Origin of the sequence: Amycolatopsis sp. NPDC089917, assembly GCF_040684635.1 — a bacterium.
In the GTDB taxonomy this organism is placed as follows: Bacteria; Actinomycetota; Actinomycetes; order Mycobacteriales; family Pseudonocardiaceae; genus Amycolatopsis.
Genome location: NZ_JBFBGL010000008.1, coordinates 39,060 through 52,263, shown reverse-complemented (window position 1 = coordinate 52,263; position 13,204 = coordinate 39,060). Strand labels below are relative to the sequence as shown.

Genomic DNA, 13,204 nt, shown 5'->3' with positions numbered 1-13,204 from the left:
GAGAAATGCCCGACAAGAAGGTCCTCTTCACCGGGGGTGGCGGCTTCATCGCCGCGCACGTCATCCCGATGCTGATCGAGGGCGGGTACACCGTCCGCGTCTTCGACAACATGACCCGCGGCGACCGCGCCCGGATCAACGAGTTCGTCGCCACCGGCAAGGTCGAACTGGTCGAGAAGGACGTCCGCTACGGCGGCGCCGTGCGCGAGGCCATGCGCGGCTGCACGCACGTCATCCACTTCGCGACCGTGTCGATCAACAAGTCGGTCGCGGACCCGCACGAGTCGATCGACATCAACATGGTCGGCAACCACAACGTCTTCGCCGCCGCGGCGGACGAGGGCGTCGAGCGGGTCGTGTTCGCCTCGACCGCGTCCGTCTACGGCGACCCGAAGCGGCTGCCGATGCACGAGGACGACGAGCTCAAGCCGCTCACGCCGTACTGCATCTCGAAGCGCGCGGGCGAGGACATGCTCGGCTTCTACGAGCGCACCAAGGGCCTGTCCTGGAACGCGCTGCGGTTCTTCAACGTGTACGGCCCCGGCCAGAAGATCGAGGCCTACTACACGTCGGTGATCAACCACTTCATCCAGCGCCTGCGCGCCGGCCAGCCGCCGATCATCGACGGCCGCGGCGACCAGTCGATGGACTTCGTGCACGTCACGGATCTGGCCCGCGCCGTCGTCGCGGCTCTGGAATCGGAGCAGGCGAACCTGCCGATCAACATCGGCACCGGGATCGACACCTCCATCGCGACGCTGGCGAAGATCCTCATCGACGCCGTCGGCGTGAACGTCGAGCCGCTGTTCAACGAGCGCGACGTGCTGGTCTCGCGCCGTGCCGCCGACATCACCCGTGCCCGCGAGATGCTCGGCTGGGAGCCGAAGATCTCGGTGGAAGAGGGCATGTACGAACTGGTGAAGGCCTCCGAGTGAGTGCCGGGCCGGGGGAGAGCCGCCCCATGCGCATCGCTGTCGTCAACAACTTCTTCCCGCCGAGGGTGGGCGGAAGCGCGCACATGGCGGCTTCCCTGGCCGAGCAGTACGCGGCTCGCGGGCACGAGGTGCTCGCGATCACCGCGGCGTACGCCGACGCCCCGGCCGACGAGACGAAGGACGGCTACCGCGTCGTCCGCCTGCCCGCGGTGAAGATGCCGCAGCTGGGCCTGTCGATCGACTTCGACATGAGTTTCGCCTCGCTGCGGCCGGGGAACTGGCGGCGGCTGCGGAAGCTGCTGGACGAGTTCAAGCCCGACGCGATCCACCTGCACGGGCAGTTCTTCGACCTGTCGTGGCTGGCCGGACGGTACGCGCGGCGGCACGGGCTGCCGATGCTGCTGACCATCCACACGCTGCTGATCAGCGACAACAAGCTGTACGGCGGCGTCTTCCGGTTCCTGGACACCGTCTTGGTGAACCCGATCCTGCGCTACCTCAAGCCGCGGTACGTCATCCTCGACAAACTCGGGGTCGACTACTGCGTCGAGCGCTACGGGACGAGTGACGCGAACTCGGACTACTTCCCGATCGCCGTCGACACCGGGAACTTCGAGAAGCCTTTGACGAAGGACGTGCGGGAAGAGCACAACCTGGGCGACGGTCCGGTGATCGTCTCGCTCGGGCACGTGATCCCGCTGCGCAACCGGCTCCCGCTGGTCGAGGCGCTGCCGTCCATTTTGGACAAGCACCCCGGCGTGAAGGTGGTCGTCGTCGGCCGCGTGTACCACGACGTCTTCCTGAAGCGGGCCGAAGAACTCGGCGTCGCGGACGCCATCGTCGTCACCGGCGCCGTGCCGAAGGCGGACGTGCCCGCGTACTTCGCCGCCGCCGACATCGTCACGCACGACCTCAACGGCGGCTGCGGCACCGCGTCGCTGGAGGCGATGCTCTCGGGCACCGCGACGATCGCTTCGGTGACCGAGGACAACTACCCGGGCATCGAACTGCGCAACGGCGAGAACATCCTGCTCGTGCGGCCGGACGACAGCGAGGCGGTGGCGAACACCGTCATCGAACTGCTCGACGACCCGGAGAAGCGGGCTTTGGTGGCACAGCGCGAAAGCGCGATGGTGCGGGCCAACTTCGGCCTCGACGTCGTCGCGGAGGAACACCTGCGCACCTTCGAGAAAATGGTGACCGAGGCCGATGTTCTTCGATGACGAGCGCAGCAACCGGCTGCGCCCGCAGATCCTGACCGAACTCGTCTCGCAGTACATGAACGACGCCGAGCGCGCTCGGTTCTACGGACTGCCGGAGTCGACGCGGGTCCGCGAACGGGTCAAGATCATCAGCCCGGAGAACCTGACGATCGGCGAGCACTGCTGGATCGGCGAAGGTGCCGCGCTCGACGCGAGCGGCGGGCTGGAGATCGGCGAGCACACCAGCATCGGCCTGAACACGCTGATCTTCACGCACTCCAGCTGGCTCGCGAACATGACGCTGCAGAACCACTCCGGCAGCGACCTCATCGAACGCAAGCCGGTGAAGATCGGCAAGGGCTGCTTCATCGGCGGCCTCGTGGTGATCATGGCGGGCGTCACGATCGGCGATTTCGCCACCGTGCAGCCGAACTCCGTGGTCGCGAAGGACGTCCCGCCGCGCAGTCTCGTCGCGGGCAACCCGGCGCGGGTGTTCCAGAAGTACGACGACGAGTACATCCAGTCCGAGGTGGAACGGGTGCGCGGCGAGAACGCGCGGCGGCGCGCGCTGGCCGAGGAGCGAGGGGACGCTTCTTCGTCCTGGGGCGCTCCGGCAGGCGACTTCACGGAGTAGGGGCGAGACGCCGCACACCCGAGATCGCCGCCCAGTCACGCGAGTTCCGCCTTCGGTCACGCGAGTTCGCCGTCTGATCACGCGAGTCACGCTTCCGGCGTCTTGCCGCCACGCAACTCCTCACCGTAATGATTCACTACCCTCCGTGCTGATACGTTGTCGGCGAAAGCGTGGGAAGATGGTCCGGTGATCACGGGCGAAGGAGAAGTTCGATGAGTGTCGTGCAGTGGCCTCACCGCCTTTTGACGCTCGACGACTGGGCCGCGCTGCCGGAAGACCCGGACCACCGGGTCGAAGTCGTTGAAGGGGTCCTCGTCGTGTCGCCGCGTCCCTTGCTGGTCCATCAGTGGGCCGTCACGCGTCTGGGGTTTCTGCTCCATGACCAGCTGCCCGCCGGATTCAGTGCGTGGAGCGAGGCGGAGATGATCATCGACGCCGCTCCGCTCACCGTCAGGGTGCCCGACGTCGTGGTGGCGAGAACAGGGATTCTGGAAAGCAGCCCGGCTCGTGTTCCAGGCGACGAGGCGAAGCTGGTCATCGAGGTCCTGTCCGAGGGCACCGTCCGCACCGACCGGGTCACCAAGTTCTCCGAGTACGCCGAAGTCGGTATCGAGCACTACTGGATCGTCGACCTCGACGACCCGGCGAGCATGGTCACCTACCGGCTGGTCGACGGCGAGTACGAGAACTTCGGCGAGCACACCGGAAAGGTGAGTCTCGACTTCGACGGCACTCCGCTCACCCTGGATCTCGACGCGCTGACCACCCGGCACGCTCAGCGCCCCTGACCACACGTGAGTTCCGCCTCCGCCTGCCGGAGGTCACCAACCGACGGGAACCATCACCCCACCTGGACCGACTACTAGGCTCAGCGTGCGGGTTTCCCGGTCGGGAGGGTGGGCGGATGAGGTTCACACGGTTCGGCGCGTCGTTGCTGGTCACCGGGTTGGCCCTGCTGGGCGCCGCGACCCCGGCGCTGGCCCATTCGGAACTGAAGAGCAGCGACCCGCAGCGAGGTGCGTCCCTGGCGACACCGCCGACGCAGGTCATACTGACCTTCACCGGCCCGGTCACCCTCCCCGAGAACCCGATCCAGATCACCGGCCCCGAGAACGCGTCGTGGACGGTCGGCCGGGCGGAGGTCGCCGGCGCCGTCGTCACGGCGCCCGTCCGGGCCGTCGGGCCCGCGGGCGAGTACACCCTCCGCTACAAGGTGACGTTCGAGGATTCGCACGTCGCGAGCGGATCGGTGAAGTTCAGCCTCGGCAATCCGGTCGCGCCGCCGTCCAGTCAAGCCCAAAGCAGCCAGGCCCCGGCCAGTCAGCCACAGAGCAGCCAAGCCCCGGCGCCGCAGGCCGACGAGACCACTCCCGCGGGCCTGCCGACCTGGGTGTGGATCGTCCTCGCGGCCGCCGCGGCGGCCGCCGGTGTGGTCGTCGCGCTCCGGTTCACTCGACGGAAGGACTGAGCCTTCACGGAACGAGAGCGAGTGAGGCAACCTTTCAGGTGGTCAACCGTCGAACGGAGATGAGGACCAGGGTGGCTCGCGGCGATGACGAGTTCGTCGAGTTCGTGCGGAACTCGTCGACCCGTCTTCAGCATGCGGCCTACCTGCTGACCAGTGACCGTCATCAGGCCGAGGACGCCGCCCAGACGGCGCTCGCCAAGACGTACGCGGCCTGGTCGCGGGTACGTCGCAAAGACGCCTACGCGTACGCGCGGCAGGTCCTCGTCAACCACGTCATCGACGGCTGGCGGCGCCCGATCCGCGAGAACGCCACCGAGGAGATTCCCGAGCGGCCGAGCGGGATGGACGTCGCCGGGGTCGTTGTCCAGCGGAAATGGCTCCTTGACGCGTTGCGTACCCTCACAGACCGGGAGAGAGCCGTGGTCGTGCTTCGGCACTTCTTCGACTTGAAGGAATCCGATGTGGCCGGTGAACTGGGTGTCTCGGTGGGCACCGTGAAGAGCACCAACTCCCGGGCCCTGAGCAAACTGCGGATCACCGCGGAGGACGGAACGGAACTGATCGGGGGGCTGGGACGATGACCGACCTCGAGACGCTGCGCTCAGCTTTGAGGGAAACGCCTGCCGAGGAGTTCGCCGAGCCCGACCTCGGCGCGATCATGGCCAAGGGCAGGCGCATCCGCCGCCGTCGCCGTCTCGCGACCGGCGCGGGCGGGGTCGCCGCCACCGTGGTGACGGTGCTGGTCATCGTCGGCGCGGTCGCGTTGAAGAAAACGCCGCCCGCCCAGCAGCCGCTCCCGCCCGCCGCGAGCGCCCCGTCTTCGTCGCCGACGTCCGTATCGCCGACGCCCGCGCCGCAGCCGACGATCACCAAGGCGCCGTCGACCTCGGTACCGCTGGGCAACATCATCTCCCTCGAGACCAAGGGCGAGGACGGCCGGGAGATGGTGCTCTACGCTTGCGCGCTCGACGAACCCGACATGCCGAACGTCGAGTTCGGCCTGCGGGTCGCGTACCGGAACGGCGACGGTTCGTACGACGACCTGATGATGAGCAACGAGTACAAGAAATCGGACCGGTCGTTCGGCTTCCACGCGGTGGACGGCGGAGACGTCGTCCGGGGCGCGTTCGTCCCCGTGTTCGGCTACTTCGCCGGCGAGGCGGCGCGGATCACCAGCACGGTCCGGGGGAAGCCGGTCGAGGCGAAGGTGGTTCCGTGGAGCGAAGACCCGACGGTCTCCCTCTTCTGGTTCGACGGTTCCCAGGTGGAGTCGTCGGGAGTGCTGACCCCTCTCATCGCCTACGACGCGAGGGGCCAGCGCCTCACCAAGTAGTTCAGGCCGCGGCCTGGGTGAGCACCTGGTCGACGACGGCGTGCGAAGGCAGGATCAGGTCGCGCTCGGTGTCGGCGTCGATCTTGCCTTCGAGCAGCTCCAGGAACCGGTCCAGCTGCGTCGCGAGCGGCTCGCGCGCGGTGACCAGCTCCGGGATCTCGATGACGGTCTGCTGCCGGTAGCCGAGGCCGTCCGGGGTGACCGAGTCGTGCGAGACGTGCCGGTAGATGGTGACGTCGCGGCGGAGCAGGTCGATCTCGATCATGCGGTCCAGCTCGGACACCCAGAGCGAACGGACCTTGCGCTGCCCGAGGCGGGACGCGGAAACCGTGGCGAGGCCGGACTCGAACGACAGCACCGTCTCGATGGTGTCTTCGGCGCCTTCGACCGAGTTCGGGTGGAAGTAGCCGGCGCCGGAGGCGACCCGCTGCGGGGTCGCGCCGCCGAAGAACTGGATCGCCAGGTCGACGTCGTGCACCAGCAGGTCCCACGCGACACCGGTCTTGATGCGCGGCGCGTAGGGGCCGTGGCGGCGGGCCATCAGGTGGATGGGCTCGTTGACCAGTGCCCGCGCGGTCATCACGGCCGGGTTGTAGCGCTCCAGGAGCCCGCACATCAGCGGGACGTCCTTCTTCGCCGAAAGCCCGACGATCTCCTTGGAGAATTCGAGGCTGTTGCAGACCGGCTTCTCGACCAGCAGCGGCTTGCCCTGGCCCAGGATCTCCTGCGCCAGCTCGTAATGCGCCTCGGTGGCCGAAGCGAGCACGACGGCGTCCACATCGGACAGTGAGCCGATTTCGGGCGTCCACTGGGTTTCGTAGCGCTCGGCGACCTTGCGGCCGGCCTCTTCGCGCGGGTCGATCACGCGGACGAGGTCCACGCGCTCGTTCGCGGCGAGCACACGGGCGTGCAGCGAACCCATGTTCCCGGTGCCGATGAGGGCGATCTTGTGCGTGGTCATGCGCCGAGTACCTCGCGAACCGTTTCGATGATGGTGTCCAGATCGGACTCGGAAAGGTGCGGGTGCACCGGCAGGGAAAGCGCCTGCGCGGCGACGGAAGCGGCCACCGGGAAGTCTTCGACCTTCGCGTCGGGGATCAGCGGGTGGTTCCGGTAGCAGTCGTAGTCGAAGACGATCTTCGGGTAGTAGATCCCGTTGCCGATGCCCTTTTCGGTGAGGGCGGCGGCGAGTTCGTCGCGCGAGAGGAAGGCGTGCGGGCCGACCAGCACGGTGTACTGGTGCCACACGTGCTCGCGGCCCGGCAGGACCTGCGGGATGTCCAGACCCGGCGTGCCGGCGAGGCCCTCGGAAAGGCGCTTCGCGTTGGCCTGGCGGGCGGCGGTGAGCTGGTCCAGCTTCTCCAGCTGCGGAATGCCGACGGCGGCGTGCAGGTCGGTCATCCGGTAGTTGTGCCCGGCGACCTCGTACTGGTACCGGGCGCGCATGCCCTGGTTGCGCAGCACGCGCAGGCTGTCGGCCAGCTTGTCGTCGTCCGTGGTGATCACGCCGCCCTCGGCGGTGGTCACGTTCTTGGTGGCGTACAAGGAGAAGCAGCCGATGCCGAAGGAGCCGGCCTGCTTGCCCTGGAACGACGCGCCGACGGCCTGCGCGGAGTCCTCGATGATCTTGAGGCCGTGTTCGGCGGCCAGCGGCGCGAGCTTGCCCATGTCCGCGGTCTGCCCGTAGAGGTGCACGGGCATCAGGACCTTGGTGCGGTCGGTGATCGCGGCGGCGACGGCGTCCGTGTCGATCGCGAAGTCGTCGCGCCGGATGTCGGCGAAGCGGACGGTCGCGCCGGCTTCCAGGATCGCGTTCAGCGTGGCCACGAAGGTGAACGGCGAGGTGACGACCTCGTCGCCCGGCTTCAGGTCGAGCGCCTGGATGGCGGCGACCAGCGCGGTGGTGCCGTTGTTGACGGCGATCGCGTGCTTCGTGCCGGAAACGCTCGCGAACGCGTCCTCGAAGCGCTTGACCATCGGTCCCTGTGCGATGGCGCCGGATCGCAGCACCTCGACGACGAGGTCCTCCGCGTCACGGACGTCGACCACGGTAATGGGGATCATCTGCAAGTCTCTCTCGACTGGGCGTTCTGGTGCGTCCGGTACAGTGAGCCGCCGGTTCTGCGCCCGGCCGCCCTCTCTGGCGCGGGCCACACGTTACCGGGACCGCCGAAGCGCCCATTACCCCAGGCTGCCTCCCAGCCACAACGAACGGATCTCACGTGGTGAACCGCATCCACCCGACAGCGATCATCGGCGAGGGCGTCGAGCTCGGCGAGGACAACGTCATCGGGCCGTACACGGTCATCGTGGGTCCCACGCGCATCGGCGACGGCAACTGGATCGGCCCGCACGTGACCATCGGGACCCCTGGCGAGGACCGCGGCCGCGAGCACCCCGCCGCCTGGGAGACCGCGCCGAACGGTGATCCCGATCACGACGGGCACGGCGTCGTCATCGGCGGCCGCAACCGGATCCGCGAATACGTCAGCGTCCACCAGGGCACCTGGCGCACGACCACCATCGGCGACGGCGGCTACTTCCTGCGCGGCTCCCACATCGCCCACGACTGCCTGGTCGAGGACGCCGTCACGGTCGCCTCGAACGTCATCACCGGCGGCCACTGCCACATCTGGTCCGGGGCGAACCTGGGCATGGGCGCGATCCTGCACCAGCGGGTCGTCATCGGCCCCGGTGCGATGGTCGGCATGAGCTCCGCGGTCCGCAAGGAGGTGGGCGCGTTCACCATCGCCGTCGGCAACCCCGCACGGGTGACGGGCGTCAATACCGTCGGGTTGTCCCGCCGCGGGCTGGACGAGGCCACCATCGAGGCACTGGGACCGTGGCTGAAGGGTAAGGCCGGTCTCCCTGAGGACGGGCTGGCCGACCGCTTGCCCGGCGACCTCTCTACCTTGGTGAAGGCGTGGGACGCCCGTCCGCGCGAGGAGCACTAGGAGTCAACAGATGGCGGAAGTCGCCGGCAAGCTGCGTGAGGTCTTCGTCGAGGCGCTGGACCTCGATGGCGAAGTCGACGTCGAGAACCTGAAGTACCGCGACATCGAGGCGTGGGACTCGGTCGGTCACATGGCGCTGGTCGCGGCCATCGAGGACGAGTTCGATGTGGAATTCGACACCGACCAGGTGATCGACATGTCCAGCTTCAAGGTCGCCGTCGACATGGTGACCGACCTGCAGTCCAAGTGATGCTGGACGGCAAGGTCGCCCTGGTCACCGGGGGTACCCGGGGCATCGGCCTGGCCACCGCGCGGGCGCTCGCCGAGGCGGGCGCCACCGTGGTGCTGACCGGCCGCGACGAGGCCAAGGCCAAGGAAGCGGCGGCCGCGGCGGGGGCGGCTAGGGGGCTCGCGCTGGACGTCACCGACGCCAAGGCCGTGTCGACGCTGGTCCGCGGCGTGGCCAAGGAGCACGGCAAGCTCGACATCGTGGTCGCCAACGCCGGGATCATGGAGGACGCGCTCCTCGGCATGATCCGCGAGGAGCTCGTCGACACCACGCTGAGCACGAACGTCGCCGGCACGCTGCACACCGTCCAAGCCGCGGCCAGGGCGATGATGCGCAAGAAGACCGGCGCCATCGTGGTGCTGGCTTCGATCGTCGGCGAGCACGGAAGCGCCGGTCAGACGGTGTACGCGGCGTCGAAGGCGGCTGTGGCGAACATCGCGCGTTCGGCGGCGAAGGAACTCGGCCGCTCCGGGATCCGGGTCAACGCGGTGGCGCCCGGCGTCATCGACACCGACCTGACCTCGGGCCTGACGGAGGACGCGAAGGCCGAGAACATCGGCAAGACGCCTCTCGGACGGCTCGGGACTCCCGAGGACGTGGCGAACGCGATCCGGTTCCTCGTCAGTGATGACGCTTCGTTCATCACCGGCCAGGTGCTGGGCATCGACGGAGGACTTGTTCTGTAATGACCCTGCTGGGTGTGGGTGCACGACTGATCGACGTCACGAGCGGCAAAACGCTCGCGGGCGAGGAACTCGACGCCGAGGTCACCCGCGTGGGAGCCGCCCTGGGGCTGCTGCCGCCGGGCGCGCTGTTCGCGCGGATGTCGGTGGACCTCGCGAGCGTGCTGAACTACCTCGGCGCGTTCGAGGCCGGCCGCGCGATCGCGCTGATCGATCCGGCGCTGGACGCCGACGTCCTGGCGGGGCTCATCGAGCGTTTCCGCCCGGCCGCCGTGCTGTCCGCGCCGGACGCGCCCGCACCCGAGGGGTACGGCGTCTCCGACGGCCACTGGGTCCGGGAGTCCGCCGAAGGGGTCGAGCCGCATCCGCATCTCGCGATCCTGCTGCCGACCAGCGGTTCCACCGGCAACCCGAAGCTGGTCCGGCTCTCGCGTGGCGCGGTGTTCGCCAACGCGGACGCGATCGCGCAGGTGCTCGGCATCGACCGCGACGAGATCGCGCCGACCAGCCTGCCGCTGCACTACAGCTACGGCCTGTCCGTGCTGAACTCCCACCTCCTCCGCGGCGCGACCGTCGTCATCGAGCCGTCCGGTGTGCTCGGACGCGGGTTCTGGGACGCCGTCAACGAGCACAAGGTCACCTCGCTCGCGGGCGTGCCGTACCACTACGAGATGCTGCGTCGCCTCAAGTTCGACCCGGCGAAGTACCCGACGCTGCGCACGCTGACCCAGGCGGGCGGCAAGCTGCGGGACGACCTCGTCGCCCAGTTCAACGACAAGATCCGCGAGGTCGGCGGCCGGATGTTCGTCATGTACGGGCAGACCGAGGCCGCCCCGCGGATGACCACCGTCCCGGCGGAACGGCTCGCGGAGAAGCTCGGTTCGGCCGGGCCCGCGCTGCCCGGCGGCTCGTTCGCCGTCCGGCGCGAGGACGGTTCCGAGACCACGCATCCGAAGATCGTCGGCGAGGTCGTCTACCGCGGGCCCAACGTGATGATGGGCTACGCCGAGGACGAGGCCGGGCTGGCCGCGGGCGACGAATACGGCGGCGTCCTGGCCACCGGCGACCTCGGTTACCTCGACGAGGACGGGTTCCTCTACATCACCGGCCGCCTCAAGCGGATCGGCAAGGTCTTCGGCAACCGCGTCAGCCTGGATGATCTCGAGCACGCCGTGCGTTCTGCCTCGGTGGGGATCGACGTCGTGGCCGCCGTCCCGGCAGGGGACAAGGTCGTCCTGTTCGCCGAAGGCGCCGACAAGGACATCTGCAAGGACGCCGCGAAGGCGCTGTCCGAGCGGCTGCACCTGCACACGAGCGGGTTCGACGTCCGCCCCATCGACACCGTGCCGTTGCTCGCCAGCGGCAAGATCGACTACCGGTCGCTGGAGGCCCAGGTATGAGCGTCTTTACGTTGTCTCAGGCCGAGCGTGAGAAGCACTTGCTTCCGCAGCTCGCCGAGCTCACCGCGCACCACCGCGACAACTCCGAAGGTTACGACCGCATCCTCTCGTCGCTCGGCATCGCGCGGGACGCGGAGTTCGCCTCCATCGCGGATCTGCCGTGGCTGCCGGTGCGGATGTTCAAGACGCACGACCTGCGCAGCATCCCCGAGTCCGAGATCTTCAAGACGCTGACGTCGTCGGGCACCACCGGCGCGGGCGCGTCGCGGATCTACCTGGACAAGGCCGCGGCCGGCGCGCAGACCAAGCAGCTCGGCGCCACGCTGCAGGAAGTCCTCGGCAACGAGCGGCTGCCGATGCTGATGGTCGACACGATCGGCATCATCAAGAACCGCCGCTCCTTCTCCGCGCGCGGCGCGGGCGTGCTGGGCATGGCGAACTTCGGCCGCAAGCACACCTACGTGCTCGACGAGAACGACGAGCCGGACGTCGAAGCGGTCAAGACGTTCCTCGCGACCTACGGCGACAAGCCGTTCCTGATCTTCGGTTTCACCTTCATGGTGTGGCAGTACCTCTACGAGGTCGCCCGTGAGCACAAGCTGGACCTGTCGAACGGGATCCTGATCCACTCGGGCGGCTGGAAGAAGCTGATCGACCGCGCGGTGGACAACACCGAGTTCCGGCGTCGCTTCAAAGAGGACACCGGGCTCACCCGGATCCACAACTACTACGGGATGATCGAGCAGATCGGCACCGTGTTCCTCGAAGGCCCGTCCGGGAACTCGCTGTACTGCCCCGATTTCGCGGATGTCGTGATCCGGAACCCGGAGACCTGGGAAGAGCAGCCGGTCGGCGAGCCGGGCGTGATCGAGGTCGTCAGCACGCTGCCGCACTCCTACCCGGGCCACGTCCTGCTCACCGAGGACCTCGGTGTCTACAACGGGATCGACGACGGCGACTGGCCGGGCAAGCACTTCTCCGTCATGGGCAGGCTGCCCAAGGCCGAGGCCCGCGGTTGCTCGGACACCTTCCAGGGGGCGGCGGCATGACTCTCAACCAGCGTTTTCCGCTCGGCGACGCGATCGAGGTCTCCTCGTTGGTCGAAGAGCTGCGGGCCGAGCCCGTCGGCGGACGGCTGCGGGTGGGCGACCCGCGTGTCGTCGAGTTCCTGACGAAGTTCGCGCGCAAACTGCTCGCGCCCGCGACGGCTCGCCGCTTCCCGGAGCTGGCGTCGCTCGGTTTCTTCCTGCGCAAGGGAGAGATCGCGAAGGCACTGTCCACTTTGGAGACTTCGGGTGACGCGCTGCGCTTCCCGCGCGGGCTGGTCTTCCACGTCCCGCCCGCCAACGTCGACACGATCTTCGTGTACTCGTGGGCGCTTTCCGCGCTGGCAGGCAACCACAACGTCGTCCGCGTGTCCTCGCGTTCGGCCGGTGCCGCCGAAACGGTGCTGGAGGCCCTGAACGCGGCACTGTCCGAAGTGGACGCGGACACCGCCGCCGCGATCACCGCGACCCAGCGCATGGTCACCTACGACCGCAGCGACGCGATCAGCGGCGCGCTGTCGGTCGCCGCGGACCTGCGGGTCATCTGGGGCGGTGACGCGTCGGTCGCGGCGCTGCGCAAGTACCCGCTGGCGCCGCACGCGCGCGACCTGACCTTCCCGGACCGGTCGTCGTTCGCGGTCGCGTCGGTGCGCGGCTGGCAGAACGCCTCCGAGGCCGAGCGCCGCGGTGCCGCCGAGGGCTTCTACAACGACTCGTACTGGTTCGACCAGGCAGCCTGCTCGTCACCGCGCGCGGTGTTCTGGGTCGGCGAAGAAGAGGGCGCCCGCGAAGCCGGACAGGAGTTCCGGAAGCTGCTCGCCGAGGTGCTGGCTACGAAACAGCACGTCACCGAGCCCGCGATGGCCGTCCAGAAGCGGGTCTCGGCGTACGGCGCGGCCGTCGACGGGCTCGTCAACGGCATCGACTTCCAGGGCAACGGCCTTGCGACGCTGGAGCTGGCCGACCCCGCGATCCTGCCGCGCGAATGGCTCGGCGCCGGCACTTTCGCCAACGCGCGGGTCGACACGCTTTCCGACCTCGTCCCGATCGTCCTCCGCAAAGATCAAACCGTCGGTCAATTCGGCTTCAGCAAAGAGGAATTGACGCAATTCGTGACGGAATTGGCGGGCCGCGGCGTCGACCGTGTCGTTCCCTTCGGATCGGCCCTGACGTTCTCCGCGGTTTGGGACGGCTACGATCTGCTGACCGAGTTCAGCCGCTTGGTGACCGTGCAGGCCTGACCTGCGGTTACGAGGTAGC

General features: G+C 68.3%; 15 protein-coding genes. 13 read left to right on the top strand and 2 right to left on the bottom strand.

Annotated features, from left to right (window positions below; genetic code table 11):
• Positions 1-5: 5 nt before the first annotated feature.
• From AB0N89_RS08470 to AB0N89_RS08440, 7 genes are all read left to right on the top strand, one after another.
• Positions 6-935 carry an NAD-dependent epimerase/dehydratase family protein gene (locus tag AB0N89_RS08470; protein WP_364201722.1) on the top strand — a complete coding sequence of 310 codons (930 nt, stop codon included), beginning with the start codon at positions 6-8 and terminating at the stop codon, positions 933-935.
• 26 nt (positions 936-961) lie between these two features.
• Positions 962-2,158 (top strand): glycosyltransferase family 4 protein, encoded by a 1,197-nt coding sequence (locus tag AB0N89_RS08465; protein WP_364201719.1) that lies wholly within the window; start codon positions 962-964, stop codon positions 2,156-2,158.
• Positions 2,145-2,771 carry an acyltransferase gene (locus tag AB0N89_RS08460; protein ID WP_191255959.1) on the top strand — a complete coding sequence of 209 codons (627 nt, stop codon included), beginning with the start codon at positions 2,145-2,147 and terminating at the stop codon, positions 2,769-2,771. Before AB0N89_RS08465 ends, AB0N89_RS08460 begins: the two co-directional genes overlap by 14 nt.
• 212 nt (positions 2,772-2,983) lie before the next feature.
• Positions 2,984-3,559 (top strand): Uma2 family endonuclease, encoded by a 576-nt coding sequence (locus tag AB0N89_RS08455; protein WP_364201716.1) that lies wholly within the window; start codon positions 2,984-2,986, stop codon positions 3,557-3,559.
• Positions 3,560-3,675: 116 nt separating this feature from the next.
• Positions 3,676-4,239 (top strand): copper resistance CopC family protein, encoded by a 564-nt coding sequence (locus tag AB0N89_RS08450; protein WP_364201714.1) that lies wholly within the window; start codon positions 3,676-3,678, stop codon positions 4,237-4,239.
• A gap of 71 nt (positions 4,240-4,310) precedes the next feature.
• Complete coding sequence (locus tag AB0N89_RS08445; protein ID WP_364201711.1) at positions 4,311-4,820, top strand: SigE family RNA polymerase sigma factor; 510 nt, start codon at positions 4,311-4,313, stop codon at positions 4,818-4,820.
• The gene (locus tag AB0N89_RS08440) at positions 4,817-5,572 is read left to right on the top strand and encodes a hypothetical protein (RefSeq protein ID WP_364201709.1); all 756 of its coding nucleotides are present in this window, start codon (positions 4,817-4,819) and stop codon (positions 5,570-5,572) included. The genes AB0N89_RS08445 and AB0N89_RS08440 overlap by 4 nt, the downstream gene beginning before the upstream one ends.
• Before the next feature lies 1 nt (position 5,573).
• Here AB0N89_RS08440 and AB0N89_RS08435 read toward each other — a convergent pair whose 3' ends face one another.
• Both AB0N89_RS08435 and AB0N89_RS08430 read right to left on the bottom strand, forming a co-directional pair.
• The gene (locus AB0N89_RS08435) at positions 5,574-6,533 is read right to left on the bottom strand and encodes a Gfo/Idh/MocA family oxidoreductase (RefSeq protein WP_184898264.1); all 960 of its coding nucleotides are present in this window, start codon (positions 6,531-6,533) and stop codon (positions 5,574-5,576) included.
• On the bottom strand, positions 6,530-7,636 hold the full coding sequence (locus tag AB0N89_RS08430; RefSeq protein ID WP_364201705.1) for a DegT/DnrJ/EryC1/StrS family aminotransferase: 1,107 nt from the start codon (positions 7,634-7,636) through the stop codon (positions 6,530-6,532). Before AB0N89_RS08430 ends, AB0N89_RS08435 begins: the two co-directional genes overlap by 4 nt.
• Positions 7,637-7,794: 158 nt before the next feature.
• Between AB0N89_RS08430 and AB0N89_RS08425 the strand changes: the two genes are divergently transcribed.
• Genes AB0N89_RS08425 through AB0N89_RS08400 form a run of 6 tightly spaced genes read left to right on the top strand, consistent with a single transcriptional unit; the run spans position 7,795 to position 13,185 of the window.
• Positions 7,795-8,526, top strand: a complete 732-nt coding sequence (locus AB0N89_RS08425; RefSeq protein ID WP_364201703.1) for a UDP-N-acetylglucosamine acyltransferase — start codon at positions 7,795-7,797, stop codon at positions 8,524-8,526.
• A 10-nt stretch (positions 8,527-8,536) separates the two neighbouring features.
• Positions 8,537-8,776 (top strand): acyl carrier protein, encoded by a 240-nt coding sequence (locus AB0N89_RS08420; protein ID WP_005149592.1) that lies wholly within the window; start codon positions 8,537-8,539, stop codon positions 8,774-8,776.
• Entirely contained in the window at positions 8,776-9,501 is a 726-nt protein-coding gene (locus AB0N89_RS08415; protein WP_364201700.1) for an SDR family NAD(P)-dependent oxidoreductase, read from the top strand. Before AB0N89_RS08420 ends, AB0N89_RS08415 begins: the two co-directional genes overlap by 1 nt.
• Positions 9,501-10,898: an AMP-binding protein gene (locus tag AB0N89_RS08410; protein ID WP_364201697.1), complete on the top strand. Its 1,398-nt coding sequence runs from the start codon at positions 9,501-9,503 to the stop codon at positions 10,896-10,898. Before AB0N89_RS08415 ends, AB0N89_RS08410 begins: the two co-directional genes overlap by 1 nt.
• Complete coding sequence (locus tag AB0N89_RS08405) at positions 10,895-11,947, top strand: acyl-protein synthetase (RefSeq protein ID WP_364201694.1); 1,053 nt, start codon at positions 10,895-10,897, stop codon at positions 11,945-11,947. The genes AB0N89_RS08410 and AB0N89_RS08405 overlap by 4 nt, the downstream gene beginning before the upstream one ends.
• The gene (locus AB0N89_RS08400) at positions 11,944-13,185 is read left to right on the top strand and encodes an acyl-CoA reductase (protein ID WP_364201691.1); all 1,242 of its coding nucleotides are present in this window, start codon (positions 11,944-11,946) and stop codon (positions 13,183-13,185) included. Before AB0N89_RS08405 ends, AB0N89_RS08400 begins: the two co-directional genes overlap by 4 nt.
• Positions 13,186-13,204: the final 19 nt, after the last annotated feature.